A 15,535-nucleotide genomic window follows, 5' to 3' on the forward strand; every position below is an offset into this window, starting at 1 on the left:
ATCGTCGCAACATAGATCGAGTGAGTCGCCACTTAGTTCAGCCCACATGTTCTAATCGAGATTATCGATACGTAGCGGTCCGCCCCTCGCATTTTTATGCCCGGGCAAACGCCAACAGCGGCCCAATATCGTGATTGTCCGCCGCCTGGAGCGCGGCGACATATCGCGCGCGCAGTTCGCCGACATCGGCAAGCCCGCCGCCGCCCCAACTGAACGGTTCGCCGCCAAGTCGCTGGATTAGCAAATCCGCCATCAGCCGCGCGTGCCTTCCGTTGCCGTTCGGAAACGGATGGATCGCGACCAGACGGTGATGCAGGCGCACGGCGATTTCATCGGGCGGATAGGTGGCGTGCTCGACCCAATAGCGCACGTCGTCGAACATGGTCGCGAGATCGTTGGCGATCCGGTACGCGTCGACGCCGATATTGCGTTCCGTCTGCCGGTAAGTCCCGGCCCATCGCCACACGTCGCCGAACATGCGCTTGTGCAGGGTTCTGGCGAAGGCGTCATCGAGCAGGCCCGTTGCGCTTAAGGCTCGGCTGCGGCGCGCCCAAGCCGCGCCTTTGACGATGTTTTCCTGTTCGGCCTCGTTGAGATCGCGGCGATGCGTCACCCAGGTTTGCAATAGCCCCTCACGCTCTTCGGGCGCGAGGGGCGTTGCGTCGTCCGGTTCCTGGAACAAATCCGTCATGGCTGATCCCACAGATCGCGGTCCTTGAGGGCGTCGCGGATATAGGCGCCGATCCGCGCTTCCAGATCGGCGTCGCCGGTGCCCTGCGCTTCAAGCTTCATCGTATGCGCGACGCGGCCAAGATCACGCAGCGCGATCCGGCGGGCGCGATCGCGCACCGTGCCCTCAAGCGAGTTGTTCGGCACGAGCGCGTAGACCAGCGTGCAGTCGAGAGCCTCGGCCGCGCGGCGCAGCGACTCCAGCTTGATCGAGCCGGTAGCCTCCGACTTCTCCAGCGCGTCCACGCTCTGCGGACTGACGCCGAGACGCTTTGCGAATTGGACGCCCGTCATGCCCAAAGCGTCGCGCACCGCCCTAATCCAGCCCTTGGGCGGAGCCTTGAATCGGTCGGTGGGTTTAAGCGGCAGCAGCCGCTCGTCGAGCCTGTTTCGGGCCTTGTGGCGGAGGTCGGGTTTCATGGCGGAGCCTGATCGTTGTGGTTTTATATCATACTACAGTCTGATATTTATCTCTTAAAATCATATCACAGTTTGATTTTTGTAGCGAGAAATCAGATTGCAGGCTTATTTTTCGTAAGATCGGTGCTGCGCGTCGATCCCAAAAGCCGCAGAGAAACAGGCCTATCGCTCAATGATGGACCGATTCCTGAGCTATAGAATGCTCTTCTATGCCTCGGGCGCGCCGGCTTCGCCGGCCGGGCTCTCGTGAACGGAACCCGCTGCGCTGGTTTCCGCCATTCGGCTTCGATCCCTCGCGCAAGTCACGCGCAGCCGGACGGCTGCCGATCGGGGCGTGCCGCCCCAGCCGTCAAAGGCAATCCTTTCGGGCGCGCGTGAACGCATGGCCTGTGACGGCTTTCCCTGGTTCATTGCCGCTGGGCTAGCCGGTTTGCGGGCGCAAACCCAACCTCAGGCCTTAAACCAGCCGTTAACCATAACGCCTTACTTCCATGCGTACCCGAGTCCGCGTTCCCCCCGCGGGCTCGTTTGATTCTGCGTTCTCTCCGCCACGGAGCCGATCAACGCAATGAACGCGAAACGCCTCAAAAAATTGCCGGAACGACCCGATCCCGCTACGGTCGAAATGAACGCTGTTCATAAACTGAGGGAGCTCGTCCAGCGCGCTTTTCCTCAAGGGGGTCGTATCAAGCCGAATTTCGCCAAAGCCGCATTGACGGGGTCATTGGGAATTGTTCAGGAAATCGCGCAGAACGCATCGCTTCCGACCAAGACGAAGATCGAACTCCTCTCGAAGATTTACGCGGCAGCGAACCGCGCCGTCGAAGAGCTTGCGAAAGTCCCAACCGATATTCCGCTCTGGGCCGAGCGGACGGAATGGCGCATGTCGCCCTGCGACTTCGTAAAAATCAACTTTCCCACGTACGGCAAGGGACTGAGCAGCGGCGATATCGAGGATAAACAGCTCACCCAGGCTCTTCTGAATTACAAGAAAAGATATGGTTGGCCGGAGGATTTCGACCTGCCAACCAAAGCCCAAGCAATGAATCGAGTGATCGCTGAGCAAGGCCCAGACATCAATCTTCGGGGGTTGGCCGCCGAGCCCCCCGCTGTCCAGCGGGAACGCGTCCGCATTTGGAAAGCGCAGACGCGCCGACTCAAGAAATAGCTTCTTACCGCAAAAAGAGATTCTGAAGCTTATAACTGACCGCGATCGACAGGGTCTTTAACGGTCCTTTAGCGGGTGCGCGCGCCACATGATCTTGAGCGTTGGTCGAGTAAAGGCGCCAAAGATCATGAGGAGCCAGTTCTACGTAAGACAAAAACAACGGGCGCGGGATGCGGTTCAAGCTGCGCGCGCCGGTTGGAAAAAGTCCGCCGCCATGTTGAAGCCGCTGAGAGGATTCAGGGCTTTTCGCAATGCCATGGGACGCTTCAAGCGGAACCTATGCGAACCCACATCCAAGATTAGGCGCATCTGTCAGTTCAGTGATTGGGCGGCGAGCAGGATCGTTATTTACGGGACGCTCGCCACCTGGCTTGTGCTCATAGTCGCTTCGGTCACTCGCAAGGGATGACCCGCCCGTAGGACGGATCACCCCCTTGGAACTAGAGACGAGGCGCAGTCCCTCGCGCATGCGATACGCAGCCAGACGGCTGCCGATCGGGGCGTACCGCCCGCTCGTTCGTTTGGGGCGTGCCGCCCCCAGGCGCGTCAAGGCCAAGCCCTTCGGGCGAAAAACGCCGGACCGTGTTGTCGCTCATCGCTCCGGCCCGCGCCATTCCGGCGTTTCCCGGCCTGTGACGGCCACCCCCCGCTCATCGCCGCTTGGCTAGTCGGTTTGCAGCGAATGCCGCAACCCGAACAGCAAGGAGAGAAGGCCATGGAAAACAAAGTCGATGACCGCGAGACCCGCACGGAAGAAACCTACAGCGCATCATGGGAAGGGATCACCCTCACCATCACCTGGACGCCGGTATGGGCGGTCATGAACGACGGCGCATACTGCGTCGCCGATCTTGAGATCAAATCCGAAAATCGCGCCGAACTGCCGATCACCAAGACCGGCTACCGTTCGCATTTCGTGCAGCGCGACGATGTGGAAAAGCGCGGCGGTCCCGTCGCCTACGCCATGGCGTGGCTGGACCACGCCGCGAAATCATCTGAATGGAAGGCGAGGCAAGCGAAGGTGCGACAACTTTCGCTGTTCTAAACCGCGCTGACGCGCCGGATAGAGCGTGCCGTCTATCACTGGAATGGACACTTCGCCCAATCCATGCTGACATTCGTTCTTATAGACGAATCAAAAGGTTAATGCCCTTTTGAGGCGACGAGCCAAGAGTTTGTTTGCCTGTATCCAGAGTCCGCGCAAGCGGGCTTTTTGATTCCAGCAGCCAGATTCCTCGGAACCGGACAACGGGCCAGCTTGATGAACAGCGCGAAAAAATTGCAGCCGGAGTCAGGCGCGAGTAAAGTCGAAAAGCACCCTGTCCATGAATTCGTGGCCAGGTTAAAAAAAGAATTTGAGAGAGAGGCGCTTATTCAGCGCGATTTTCGCAACGCAGTTCTTGCTGGCTCTTTGGAGTTTATAAAGCAGGTCTCTGAAAAGGACGATATCTCGACTAAAGAGAAAATCGGCATTCTTGCAGAGATATATAAAGCCGCCGCAAACGCTTTCAAAACGCTCACGAGCGAGGAAACCCCTGCGCCGAAAATGCTATGGGATGACCGCCCCAATTGGAAGTACAGCCCCTGCCAATTCGTCGTGGAGAATTATGCGACTTACAAAAAGGGACTGTCGCTGAACGGCGTCCGGCAAGCGGATCGCAAACTTGCCAAGGCCCTAGAGAACTACAAAACGAAACATGGCTGGCCCGCCGACTTTGACCTTCCCACGAGGCTGGACGCGCTGGATCAGATCAATGATCCCGTAGAACCCATATCTCTCGCCGGTCTCGAATATCTCCCGCCTCATGAGCGCAAGGAACTGCTTCGACGCTGGCGAGCGCATGACCGCCTGCAAAAAGTCGCAGGCCTCAATAAAAAATAGTGACTGTCGTTTTGTTAGCCCTCCTTTAAGAGAGTGCGGGCAATGGTGGCTCAGGAAGGAGCCACCGCATGTCGCCGTTTCACAGGTTGAAAGCCGCCCTCGCAAGAATCGCAGATCGCCTCAAACAGCAAGCCAAGACGCTCAAACCGCATCTTCGTCGAGCGTGGTTCGTCTGCGATTGGATCACTGATAGAGTTGTTAGGTTCGGCACGATCCTGGCGTGGCTATGGTTGCTCTATGCCGCTGCCTTCGCGTGATCCGGCCTGGATGAAACGACGACGGCGCGTATGGCAGCCGTCGTCGTGATCCGATCAGAGCCGTGGCGTCGCCGCCCGGTTTTGGTTTTGCAGACCTTGCATGACCTCTTTGGCGTAGGCTTCGATGAAGGCGTAATCCGCCGTCGCATTGACCTTGGCCCGCTCGTTGTCGCTGAGGACGAACTCGACGCGCTGGATATGATCCGGCGAAATCCCCGTCGTCACCGTCATGTTCAGAACCACGTCGCAATTGCCCGCCGTGTTGATGCTGGCGATCGATGATGCGGCGGTGATCGTGGTTTGCGCCATGCACGACGACATCAGGTTGCCGTCCGCAGGCGCGATGGCGCGGCCATTGTCATACTGGATGCGCAGATAGCGCGTGCGCTGATCGCTGCCGGTCAGCACGCGCGGCTCCGCGCCGAACTTGGCCTTGAGCTGGGCCAGCACTTCCGAGAGACGCGGTTCGTCGGCGGAATTCTGGTAGGTCAGATTGCGCGATACCGCGACCACCTGATGACCCGACGCGGGCGCGCTGAACCTCACGGAGAGCGATTCCGAAATCCGACCCGCGCCGCCCGTTCCGGGCAGCGGACGGATCATGATGATGTCGCTCACGAATGACGCCAGCAGGCCGCCGGTTGAGGTGTGGTGCAGAATCTCCGTCTTTCGCTCCTGCGGCGGAGGGCTGGTGGGGCCGGCTTCCGTCCGCAAGCGCGCCAGCGCGGCCGTCGCCTCCGCATAGGTATCGCCAAGTCCGATGCCGAGAATATCGGCCTTCACGCCAGACGGCAGATTGAGGCCCTTGGGCGTATTCGCCACCTGCCGCCACTGGACTTGAGGCGTCTGCGCGTAAACCGCCGTCATGACAGCGCAGGCCAACGTCGCGCCCGCGAGCGCGCCTTTCATACGAGACATTGATTTGCTCCCTGATGTTCAAAAAGGCCGGCGGCGGGGATCGCCCGCGCCGCCGCGCGTGCGTTTCAACCCTGCTTGCGACGCGCTTCTTCGAGCCGCCGCTGTCGCTCCAGTTCGGCGTTGTAGGCGTTGCGCTCTTCAGAATTCCGGATGGCCTGTTCAGTCGCCATCTGCGCTTGCTGGTTGCGACGATGATCTTCTTCCGCTCGGCGGCGGGCTTCTTCCACGTCAGACATGATGCAACTCCCATCGGTCGCGCTGGAATCAAAAAAGCCCCCGGATTGTCCGTGAGGCTTTGGTTCGTTGCGGGAGTTCGGGCCTCGACAGAATTGCCTATTCTGTCGCGTTAAGGGCAATTCCGTCGCGTGAAGGACGATTTGGCCGTCAAATCGTTGCCACAGTGTGGCGCCCATGATAGAAAATCGCAGCGTTTGAAACGCCAAAAACGCACGAATTGCGCGGTGCTCGCGGTAACTCAACAGAATAGGCAAAACTGTCGCGTCCCATCGTCGGCCTTGCCCGAAGGGACGATTGAAATGCCAGTTTCCTATCAGCAGGCGACAAGCCTCTACACGCCGCGCGGCCTGCGCAAATATCTCACCGCCGACGAACGCGCCCGGTTCCTGCGCGCGGCCTGGTCCTGCCCCCGCGCCGATCTGCGCGCGCTCTGTCTTCTTCTCGTGCACACCGGATGTCGGATTTCCGAAGCGTTGGCCCTGACGGCGGCTTCAATCGAACCCGCATCCGGGTTCATCGCCGTACGCAGCCTCAAAAAGCGCAAGCGCGTGATCGTCATTCGCGAAGTGCCCGCGCCCCCGGACCTGTTGCGCGAACTCGCGACCGTTCACGCGCTCGATGACGGCCCGAAGGATCGCCGCCTTTGGCCGCTCTCACGCAGCCGCGCGTGGTCTCTGGTAAAGCAGCTCATGCGCGAAGCTGGAATCGCGGAAGGACCGCAGGCGACGCCGAAAGGTCTGCGCCACGGCTTCGGCGTTCACGCCATCCAGTCCGGCATTCCGCTCAACCTCGTCCAGCGTTGGCTTGGGCATGCGCGCATGGAAACCACCGCCATCTATTTGCAGGTCATGGGCGACGAGGAACGTCAGATCGCAGCGCGCATGTGGATCGCGCCTCGCGATGAACCAGTTGCGCCGCGCATTTAGGAACCGTTCGCTTCAACGTCTCCGGATCGAAGGTGGCGGACGCCGCATCCGGCCTTGAAGGATGGGGTCTGACCGCGCCGGGACGCGGGGATCAACCGGTTGCCCGCTCCATTCGCTGCGCTCCCGTGTTGCCGGTGTGACCCCTCGTCCCTGCGGCGCGGTCTCTGTCGTCCCCATCAGGCCGGACGCGGTGTCCGCCAAAACAAAAGGAGACGAACATGAAAAACACGAACGAACCCAACCGCCCCAGCCACATCATCTGGCAAGTGATCGGCGAAACCGGCAAGGCGCGCTGGATCAGGGTTGGCGCAGGCTGGGCCAACAAAGACGGCAAGGGCCTCACGCTGAAATTCGACGCATACCCGGTCGCTGGCCGCACGGTCATCCGCGAACTGACCGAACAGGAATAAGCAGGAGGCCGGGCGTGAGCCCGGCCTTTTTATTCCACCGGCCTAATCGATCTGCCGCGCGCCGGAAATCTCGCCGCTCAGCGGCGCATGGGTCGCGCCGACGTGCTCGTTCGAGCGATCCGTGCGCGCAATGGACAAGCGCAGCTCATCCAACGCCTGCGACAGGCCAACTGTGACTAAGCGGGCTTCCTCGGGATGAAGCCGGGCAGCGATGGTGATCGTGTCGCCCGCAAGGGTAATGATGTTCACCCGCTTCACCCAATTCCATTGCTTGTAGTCAGGTCCGATCTCGATGCTTTTGACCTTGAAATGCGGAATGGAAAGCGACTTCACGCGTCGATAATCGGGAGTGCCTTGCGGCGTCGCGATCGTTCCAACCCGGAAAAACAGGACCGAGCGTTTGGGGAACGGCATGAAAATGTGGACGAACGTTTTGACCGTGAAGAACAGCACTCCGGCCAAAACGAGGATGCCTGCAATCAACAAGCCTAAATTGTAGGGATTGGAGATATCGTCGAACAAGAGCGGAGGCGGATTGCGCATCGAACGGATAGCGACGAACGCGAGCGCATACGCGCCGAGCACCGCAATCGCCATGAGCACAGTCCCCAGGAACATTCCGACTCGGCGTCCCCGCTTATTCGTCGCGAGTTCTTCCTGCCATTTGCCGCCGATGCAGAGGATTGTTCCATCCTCGCTCCGGGTTTCAAGCTTCTCGTAAAAGCTCATCGGCGCATCACCTATTCTTTGCCGAGCAAAGCTGATCGCTATTTGTCTCTTTCCGATCGCTGCATGTAAATGGGCGGGCGACCCGGAACCAAGATGAGCTGGCGTTCGCTTTCGCGAGAAAAATGTTGCGTGATCTCGCTTGGGTCCATCAGCCTCACATCCCGGATGTGTTCCCGCCTGCCCGTATCGCCTTGATCCATCGCCGCGGATGAAATCCACGTATCCTGAGATTGGATCACCTGGGTATTGCTCAGCCTTTTCGACAGGTACTCCGTCGTCGTGAAATCCGCATTGCCGAAGGCCTGGACGACGCCGGCATTGCCCAAAAATGTTTCCCACGAGCGCGGATAGTGCGCTTTGAGCTGCGATAAATCCTGCAACACGGCCCAAAGACGAACGCCGAAGCCTGCGAAGAATCCCGCCGCCCGCTCGATAGGACGAAGGCGTTCAAGCGCGGCAAACTCCTCAAGCATGAACAAGACGGGATAGGGCGGAATTGTCGGGTCGCGTTCCAGCTCGATCAGCCCGAGGCTGATGACAAGCCGAAACCATCGGGCATGCGTCGCCAGTCGTCCGGCCGGCAGGCACAGATAGATGGTCGAAGGCTCCCGCTTGATGTTCCGAAGTCGCAGGGGCGACGGTTTCAGGACCCGCCCCAACGGGACTGAATCGAGAAAGGTCAGTTGCTCCCGCGCCGTGGACGCGATCGAGTCCATCTCCTTCGAGGTCTTTTCCTTGAAGGAAAGTCCAAGTCTCGCCACCAGGCCGCCGAAGGCGTCCTCTTCCGCCGCCATACGAAAGAAAAGATATTCGTCGGCGTGCCCGATTCTTGTTTCAGGCCCAATGAGTTTGCCTTCAGACCCCAACAGGATCGCTCGCAAGCGCATCAGCGTCTTTTCGCCGCCGACCGCGAACATGAACAGGATGATCGCCCGCACGAGATTTTTGGCGGAGTCGCTCCAATGCCGATTTTCTCCCTCTTGATCGATGATCAGCGCATCCGCCACGAGCGACACGTCATCAACGAACGTGTCCGATTTGACGTTCAGCTCGCTCAAGGGATCGTAGGAGGAAGACGGCAGGCCTGAGGTATTGAATGGATCGATGACATAGACCTCGTGGCCGAATGCGGCTTTGCGATGCTGAGCCGTGGCTTTGGCGAGTTCGCCCTTGGGGTCGATAACGATCACGGAGCCGGGATAGCGGTTCAGGTTCGGGATAAGCACCGTTGACGACTTTCCGGCGCGCGATCCGGCCACCGTCACGATATGCCGGTCGTCGCCGCGCCCCTTCCTCTCAGGTCCGTCTGGATCACCGAGATTGCGCCCCTGCCACCGCCCCAGAAGTATCTTTCCGGCAGCATAGTCCCAGCCGGTACTCAGTTCCCACGGATGCCCCCAGGTCGCGGAGGGCGGGGTTTCGCGTCGTCCGGGGACGCCCGATCCTCGCGGCGGGAAATCGATCTTGCCTGAACCGGACATGGCGCAATTCCAACTGCGAGAAAGGAACAGGCTATTTGAGACTGAGGAATTCGATTGACGCGGTAACGCTGCGCTCGCCCGTTCTCTCGCCTCTCATTTCCCGGTCGTCAATAGAACCCATTGGCGCCCAAAGGCCATAATCCCGGCCTTGAAGAGTTCATCAAAATGCTCCTCAAAGTTGGTGCCAGGGGTATCGGCAATGACATTTAGCGCGTCTTGCGCGACATCTTCCAATGGCTCGCCGCGTTCAGCAATGAACAGGAGGACGTGCCAATGCAGCATGTCCATTTCGATGTAATGCTGTGATCCGTCCGGTAGCGGGACGTAATCACCAACGACTTTATCGAAGTCGACGGTTTCCCAATCTACCTTCTCAATGGCCTTCATCTCACCTCTCGAAATCTGGACCTTTAATTTTAGGGCCGCCCGGCCCGTCCGGTCCAATATAATTTTTATTGAATTCGTTCATAAGGTCGTATTTGCGCCACTCACGTCGCACCACTTTGGTTGCGCGATCCTGACCAGGGCTCAGCATCTTTCGTAACGCCTCTTCCATGGCCGGACCCCCGATCGTCGTTACAGGCTTATCGGCGATACCTTTTGGGTTGGAACCGGCACGCTGTTCCGCCAGAGCCGGTCCGTTGGATGGCCTGTGCAGCGTTGAACCGGAGCCGCCAAGTCGCGGAGGTCGAATTGCCATCCGATGGGTGGCCGCTTTGCCAAGTTTTGCAATGGTCGGCGGAGCCTGGATGGGCTCTCGCCGCGCCTTGTCAAAATCCGTCATGACTTTTTGGGCTGAGGCGCGCTCTTCTGCGGAATATGTATGCGCCTTGTATGATTCAGGAACCCAACGTCCACTCACATCCTTCGGCATGGCAAACTCCCATTTGTCAGATTTATTCATCTGATTTTTCCGATGTCCATATATCGTCTGCTCAATTCGTTTCTGAAGTTCTTCCCTGTCTTTCATTTGGGCCGTAACCAGGGACTCGCGTTGCGTCCGATCGCGCATCAACCCTTCATACGCTTCCAATTCATTCTGGCGGCGGATCGAAAAGACCTTGCCGGTCAGGATGTCGAACACCTTCCCAAATCCGGTGCGGAATCGTGCGGCCCGTTCCTTCGACTCACGCTCCCAACGCGCAGTTTGCCCATCGTCGAGACGCGTTCGCTCTTCACGCTGGATCGTCACCATGCGCCGCCGCTCATCCCACAAGGGCTTCAGCTCGGCGCGCTTTTGGTTTCGGTCTTCGGCAACGAGCTGCCGCTTGCGCTGCGTCGCCTGCGACTGGACGCTTTCGCGGGTCTCTTCAAGGGAGGACAACGCGTCGAGCGAGCCCAATCGATCGCGAAGCTCCTTTGGACTGACCCCCGTCCATCGCGACGCGGAGAACACTTCGCCGTTGATATCGACCGCGACGACGCCGCGACGATCACCTTTGGCAAGGTAGTAGCCGCTTTCCTCAAGCGCGTTTCGGAATCCAGCAAGCCCGTCCGAGCGATCCCATGCCTGACGGAACACCTGTTTGACTTCACGCGGATCGAGATCGAAACGCTTGGCCTGCTGGCATTCGGCAAGGCTGAGCGTAAGGGGATGTCTCCAGCCATTGGTTTTGTAACCATCCGGTAGGTCCCACTCATTCTCGAGGTAGAGTTCGCGCGACAGGGCATTCAACTTCCGCTTAAAGAAGGGAAGGTTGATTGCCCGCATCTCCGTCGGGTCGATGCGCCCCCAAACTGCATGGGCGTGCCTGCGCCCGGCCTTTTCGTGAATGATAAGGGCGCGGGGTTGACCTGTAAGGCCCAACGCCGCTTCCGCACGATCAGCCGCAACGACAAGGTCGTCGAGGCTGGCACTCGCGTCCTTCGGCGGATTGAGGCTTAGCGAAAAAACGCATTGCCGACATTTCGTTCCGGTCGCGACCGCGTGCGCTTCAGCCATCGCGCCGTGCAGGTCGTCGGCGACGAACCCGCGCAATTCCTGAATCGTCACATGATCGTTGTCGTGATCGTTGAGCAGGTGCGCCGCAAGCTGCCGCGCGCCGCCTCGCTGCGAACCCTTCAGGATCATAACGCGGAACGACCCTCGTTCTTGAGACCCAATGCCGTCATCAGGAGCTGCCGAATCGCGATGATTTCGGCGCAGCCGCGTTGCAGGTCCGCTTCGGTTTGCTCATTGACCGGGAGGCAGCCGAGGTTCACCGCCTTAGCGAGCTGATTGAAGTTGCTCGCAAGGCGTGACTGACCGAGGATCGCCAGGATTTGGGCGAGCCGCGCGCGATCGGCATGCGAATTTCTCGACACCCGCCGAGCGGGCAGTTCGGAGCCCAGCGCGACTTGTTTCAGGTAGGTCGAGAGCGGCACGCTTCCGGCTCGTCGCCTAAGGGCTTCAAGTTCGTCGGGGTTCAGCCGAACGGAGAGCGGAGGCGGACGACGCGCCGGCGTGATGCGGGCGGGAGGATTGCTCATAGGCGCAATCCCCGAGGCTGCTTCTGGGCTTGCTTAAGCTGATGATTCCAGTCTTCTAAGGCTTGGAAAAGGTTCGAACACTCTTCGAGAGAGTGCGCCATTCTTTTCAAGCACTTGGCTCGTTCCTTCCGGACCTTTTGAGGGCCGGTTTGCAAACGGTTTGCAAACTTCGTTCCTTTGGCGTTCTCGAACCATACAATCGCCGGCTCGGCGAGAAGGCGTGTTCGCGACAGGTACTATTCGCGGATCGCGTGCACCGTCTTCATCGAGTGGCCGGTGATGGCAGCGATCTGCGGAACCGTGCAGCCCGCCTCGCGAGCGGTACCGCGCAGGCCGAACTGTTCTGGCAGCAAGCAACTCCGTCGCGGCCCGTACTGGTGAGGGCAGGCGATCGAGACAAGGCGAATTGCCAGCCTTGAAGCGGTCAAAATAATGCCAGGTGCTTCTCAATAGGCTCCACGAGGCACATGATGTGGCTCAATCGATCGTGATCGGCCTGGATTCCACCGTGTCCGCCCAAGGACGATCAGTCTGCATTGATCAGATCAGCACCTTGTGGCCGTTGCGAGAGCTCAGCGATCAGATGGTCGGCAACGACCCGAACGGAGGGAAGCTGCCCGCGACGATGCGGCATCAACAGAGTCGTCGCCACGCCACGCGCTGTCCAGCCTGGTAAGATGCGGACGAGCGCGCCGGATTCGATCAGCGGCGCACAGAAGCTGCTCGCCAGACAGGCCACCCCGAGCCCCGCCCTGGCGGCTTCCCGCAAGGAGACGGTTTCGTTGGCGACATAGCGCGACGATGGCGCGATCTCGGCAACGGCGCCCTCCCCATCGTGAAGCGTCCAGACCCGGTCCGACGACGATGCCATGAGCCCATCGAGCCCATTCGCTTCCTGGGGTCGAGAAGGCATGCCCTTCTCCCGAATGTAATCGGCCGAGGCGACGAGCCAGGCGGGGTCGTAATAGATGCGGCGTTGCACGAGATCGGTATCCGGTAACGGGGCGAAGTGGTTGCGGATGGCGATATCGAAGCCTTCCTGCACGATGTCCACGAACCGGTCGGAAACGTCGAGCATGATGTGCACCTTCGGATAGCGCGTTGCGAGGCGCGGAAGCAGCGCCGCCAAACGGAACTGAGCGATTGGCAGCGATGCCGTGATCCGCACAGTTCCGCTCGGCTCCGCCAGACGCCCCTTGATGACATGCTCCGCCGCCTCCGCTTCGATCAGCATGGCGGCCGCATGGCGATGAAAATCTCGGCCAATCTCGGTCACGGCGAAGCTGCGCGAGGTCCGCTGGACCAGACGTACGCCGATCGCCTTCTCCAGTTCGGAGAGCCGCTTGCTGAGAGTGGACTTGGGGATGCCCAAGGCACGCCCGGCCGCAGCGAAACCGCCATGATCCACCACCTGAACGAAAACGAGGAGGTCGTTGAGATTCAGCATCGGAGCTTCATCGTTCCTAAATGTAGACGATAGGTCTACGGATAGCCCGCTACTGCTTCTGCGTCCAATGTCGCATCTCTTGGTAGCCACCGCCGTCGAGGCGGGGCTGCAACTCGGACGTAGAAGGACACACACGTCTATGGCCAATATTTCGATCCTCGGCCTCGGGGCCATGGGGCAGGCGCTGACCGCCCGATTTCTTCAACAGGGCCACACGGTCACGATCTGGAACCGCACGCCCGGCAAGGCCGCCTCACTGGTCGCCAAAGGGGCGCGCGAGGTGAAGTCCGCCGCCGGCGCCATCGCCGCAAGCGACGTCACCGTGATGTGCGTGCTGGACTATGCCGCGTCGGATTCGGTGATCGATGAAGCGGCTTCGGCGCTCTCCGGGCGGGCGCTGGTCAATCTCACCAACGGTACGCCGGCACAGGCGCGCGCCGCCGCCGGGCGAGTCGCCGGGCTCGGCGCTGCCTATCTCGACGGCGGCATCATGGCGACGCCTCCGATGATCGGCGGCGAACACGCGCTCATTCTCTACAGCGGATCGAAGGCGACCTTCGATGCGCATGCCGGTGCGCTCGAGGGACTTGGCGCCGCGAACTATTTGGGTGCGGATGCCGGGCTGGCGTCACTGCACGATCTCGCGCTTCTCAGCGGCATGTATGGCCTTTTCGCGGGCTTCTTTCATGCCAGCGCGCTCATCGATTCCGAAGGCATCCGCGCGGCTTCGTTTCTCAAGCTTCTTAGCCCATGGATGACCGCGATGATGGGCGCGCTGCCCGAATATGCGGAGAAGATCGACAGCGGCAGGCACGGCGTGAACGTGGTGTCGAACCTCGGCATGCAGGCCGCCTCGCTGGACAACATTCTCACCGCGAGCCGTGAGCAGGGCGTCGCCACCGATCTGCTCGATCCCATGCTGGAACTGTTCCGCAAGCGGGCCGGTGCCGGGTTCGGAGACGAAGATATTTCAGGCCTATTCGAGCTGATCCGGCGAAAGAGCGGGCAAGGGCGGTGAAGCCGTCGTGGATCGCGCGATGTCCCCATCGCTGCCGACCCCCCGGCCTCGCAGCGACAATCCAGAATGAAGCCAGCTTAGGAGTTCAGCATGCCCGCGCTGCATTTGCTGCATATAGACGCAAGCGCCCGCCCCGGTGTTTCCGGCATCCACCCGCATGGTTCGCACACGCGGCGGCTGACCAGGCATCTTGTCGATCGCTGGCGCGCCGTCCGACCGGCGGACCGGGTTATCCATCGCGATCTGAGCCGCGAGCCGCCGTCCCCTGTCACTGCGGAATGGATCGCAGCCGCCTTCACCCCGCCGGAGCGACGCGACGCCGGCATGAATGCGTACCTCGCCGAGAGCGATCGCCTGATCGAGGAGCTCAGGCGGGCCGATCTCGTGGTGATCGGCGTGCCGATGTACAATTTCGGCGTTCCGGCCACGCTCAAGGCCTGGATCGACAACGTGGTCCGCGTCGGCGCCACCTTCGGCTTCGATCGCGCGCGTGCCGAAGGTCCCTATTGGCCGATGCTTCCCGCTGGCAAGCGGCTCGTCATCCTCTCCTCGCGCGGCGATGCGGGATACGATCCCGGCGGTCGGCTGGAGTCCCTGAACCTGGTGGAACGCAGCATCACAATGCCGATGTCCTATGTCGGGCTCACCGAAACCTACTGCATCGCGATCGAGTACGACGAATTCGCCGATGATCGCTTATCGGCCTCCATTGCCAAGGCCGAAGGTGCCGTCGACGCTCTGGTGCAAAAACTCACCGCCGAACCGGTGGAGGTATCGCCGGGCACCATGTCAGATGAAGTTGCCACGCCGTGAGGGCAGCATGCGTCAGGGTGGGGATTGGGAGCGGCCACGATGCCTGTCGCCCAAACACCCGCGACTTACGTCGCGGTTCGATGGATCGGCAGCGCCGCCGCCCTCTCGGCCATTTCCGCCACCTTCAGCGAGCGTCCGCACCCAGGGCAGGCGCAGCCACGCTTCAGGCCCGCGCCTTTCGGAATGCGTTTTTCTTCGCAATCATGTCGCCCTCGAATTCGAGCAGGTCGCAGCCGGCCGTGCTGACCCTTTCTCCGCTTGCCGAGGAGGCAATGAAATCCCACTCGAAAGTGCCGATATTGCCAGCGACGACCACCTTCAGGTTCTCGAACCTGCCATCAGGAAAACGATCGAAGAAAGCCTTTACGCCGCGGCGGATCTCTTCCTTGCCAATGTAGGTCTTGCCAAGTTGGTCCGGCCCGACGGAGGCATGATAGACCCCGTCGGCAGTGAAGAAGCTTGTCACCAGGTCCGGATCGCCACTGTTCCAGGCCGATCCGAATGCGGTGGCCCGCTCCAACGTCATCGTCTTTCCCAATGTCTCTCTCCCCGACTTCGCGCCAAGAATTCTCCAGCGACAATGTCTACCTGAGAAGCGTCCGACATGCATCGGCGCCGACGACCATCGCCT

General features: G+C 60.4%; 18 protein-coding genes. 7 read left to right on the top strand and 11 right to left on the bottom strand.

The genetic code is table 11. The features are described from left to right. Window positions 1–94: 94 nt before the first annotated feature. Together E8M01_RS06615 and E8M01_RS06620 are read right to left on the bottom strand one after the other, a co-directional pair. Window positions 95–691, bottom strand: coding sequence for a mobile mystery protein B (locus E8M01_RS06615; protein ID WP_136959402.1), 597 nt, complete (start codon window positions 689–691; stop codon window positions 95–97). Beyond that, window positions 688–1,149, bottom strand: a complete 462-nt coding sequence (locus tag E8M01_RS06620) for a mobile mystery protein A (protein WP_136959403.1) — start codon at window positions 1,147–1,149, stop codon at window positions 688–690. The genes E8M01_RS06615 and E8M01_RS06620 overlap by 4 nt, the downstream gene beginning before the upstream one ends. 568 nt (window positions 1,150–1,717) lie before the next feature. On the opposite strand from E8M01_RS06620, the gene E8M01_RS06625 reads away from it, so the two are divergent. The 3 genes from E8M01_RS06625 to E8M01_RS06635 all read left to right on the top strand — a co-directional run bounded on the left by E8M01_RS06625 (window position 1,718) and on the right by E8M01_RS06635 (window position 4,199). Then, entirely contained in the window at window positions 1,718–2,317 is a 600-nt protein-coding gene (locus tag E8M01_RS06625) for a hypothetical protein (RefSeq protein WP_136959404.1), read from the top strand. A 715-nt stretch (window positions 2,318–3,032) separates the two neighbouring features. Further along, window positions 3,033–3,362, top strand: coding sequence for a hypothetical protein (locus tag E8M01_RS06630; protein WP_136959405.1), 330 nt, complete (start codon window positions 3,033–3,035; stop codon window positions 3,360–3,362). Between the two features lie 216 nt (window positions 3,363–3,578). Continuing rightward, complete coding sequence (locus tag E8M01_RS06635) at window positions 3,579–4,199, top strand: hypothetical protein (protein WP_136959406.1); 621 nt, start codon at window positions 3,579–3,581, stop codon at window positions 4,197–4,199. 311 nt (window positions 4,200–4,510) lie between these two features. Here the strand turns inward: E8M01_RS06635 and E8M01_RS06640 are convergent, their stop codons facing one another. Both E8M01_RS06640 and E8M01_RS34985 read right to left on the bottom strand, forming a co-directional pair. Continuing rightward, complete coding sequence (locus E8M01_RS06640; RefSeq protein ID WP_136959407.1) at window positions 4,511–5,374, bottom strand: hypothetical protein; 864 nt, start codon at window positions 5,372–5,374, stop codon at window positions 4,511–4,513. A gap of 65 nt (window positions 5,375–5,439) precedes the next feature. Next, window positions 5,440–5,610 (bottom strand): hypothetical protein, encoded by a 171-nt coding sequence (locus E8M01_RS34985; protein ID WP_170181804.1) that lies wholly within the window; start codon window positions 5,608–5,610, stop codon window positions 5,440–5,442. A gap of 300 nt (window positions 5,611–5,910) precedes the next feature. On the opposite strand from E8M01_RS34985, the gene E8M01_RS06645 reads away from it, so the two are divergent. Then, complete coding sequence (locus E8M01_RS06645; protein WP_136959408.1) at window positions 5,911–6,537, top strand: tyrosine-type recombinase/integrase; 627 nt, start codon at window positions 5,911–5,913, stop codon at window positions 6,535–6,537. 218 nt (window positions 6,538–6,755) lie between these two features. Continuing rightward, a complete protein-coding gene (locus E8M01_RS06650; RefSeq protein ID WP_136959409.1) occupies window positions 6,756–6,947 on the top strand; it encodes a hypothetical protein in 192 nt (63 codons plus the stop codon). Between the two features lie 42 nt (window positions 6,948–6,989). Here E8M01_RS06650 and E8M01_RS06655 read toward each other — a convergent pair whose 3' ends face one another. The 6 genes from E8M01_RS06655 to E8M01_RS06680 all read right to left on the bottom strand — a co-directional run bounded on the left by E8M01_RS06655 (window position 6,990) and on the right by E8M01_RS06680 (window position 13,073). Further along, window positions 6,990–7,676, bottom strand: coding sequence for a hypothetical protein (locus E8M01_RS06655; RefSeq protein WP_136959410.1), 687 nt, complete (start codon window positions 7,674–7,676; stop codon window positions 6,990–6,992). Window positions 7,677–7,714: 38 nt separating this feature from the next. Then, window positions 7,715–9,157, bottom strand: a complete 1,443-nt coding sequence (locus tag E8M01_RS06660) for a type IV secretory system conjugative DNA transfer family protein (RefSeq protein ID WP_136959411.1) — start codon at window positions 9,155–9,157, stop codon at window positions 7,715–7,717. Between the two features lie 93 nt (window positions 9,158–9,250). Further along, entirely contained in the window at window positions 9,251–9,544 is a 294-nt protein-coding gene (locus E8M01_RS06665; protein ID WP_136959412.1) for a hypothetical protein, read from the bottom strand. 1 nt (window position 9,545) lies between these two features. Next, window positions 9,546–11,228 carry a relaxase/mobilization nuclease domain-containing protein gene (locus tag E8M01_RS06670; RefSeq protein WP_136959413.1) on the bottom strand — a complete coding sequence of 561 codons (1,683 nt, stop codon included), beginning with the start codon at window positions 11,226–11,228 and terminating at the stop codon, window positions 9,546–9,548. Next, window positions 11,225–11,626 (bottom strand): hypothetical protein, encoded by a 402-nt coding sequence (locus E8M01_RS06675; RefSeq protein ID WP_136959414.1) that lies wholly within the window; start codon window positions 11,624–11,626, stop codon window positions 11,225–11,227. The genes E8M01_RS06670 and E8M01_RS06675 overlap by 4 nt, the downstream gene beginning before the upstream one ends. Window positions 11,627–12,152: 526 nt before the next feature. Then, entirely contained in the window at window positions 12,153–13,073 is a 921-nt protein-coding gene (locus E8M01_RS06680) for a LysR substrate-binding domain-containing protein (RefSeq protein ID WP_136959415.1), read from the bottom strand. A gap of 139 nt (window positions 13,074–13,212) precedes the next feature. Between E8M01_RS06680 and E8M01_RS06685 the strand changes: the two genes are divergently transcribed. After that, window positions 13,213–14,091 (top strand): NAD(P)-dependent oxidoreductase, encoded by an 879-nt coding sequence (locus E8M01_RS06685; protein WP_136959416.1) that lies wholly within the window; start codon window positions 13,213–13,215, stop codon window positions 14,089–14,091. A gap of 90 nt (window positions 14,092–14,181) precedes the next feature. Continuing rightward, window positions 14,182–14,904: an FMN-dependent NADH-azoreductase gene (locus E8M01_RS06690; protein ID WP_136959417.1), complete on the top strand. Its 723-nt coding sequence runs from the start codon at window positions 14,182–14,184 to the stop codon at window positions 14,902–14,904. A gap of 163 nt (window positions 14,905–15,067) precedes the next feature. On the opposite strand, the gene E8M01_RS34990 is transcribed toward E8M01_RS06690, so the two are convergent. Further along, window positions 15,068–15,442, bottom strand: a complete 375-nt coding sequence (locus E8M01_RS34990; protein WP_170181805.1) for a nuclear transport factor 2 family protein — start codon at window positions 15,440–15,442, stop codon at window positions 15,068–15,070. Window positions 15,443–15,535 lie beyond the last annotated feature (93 nt).

Origin of the sequence: Phreatobacter stygius (genome assembly GCF_005144885.1) — a bacterium.
Lineage (GTDB): Bacteria > Pseudomonadota > Alphaproteobacteria > Rhizobiales > Phreatobacteraceae > Phreatobacter > Phreatobacter stygius.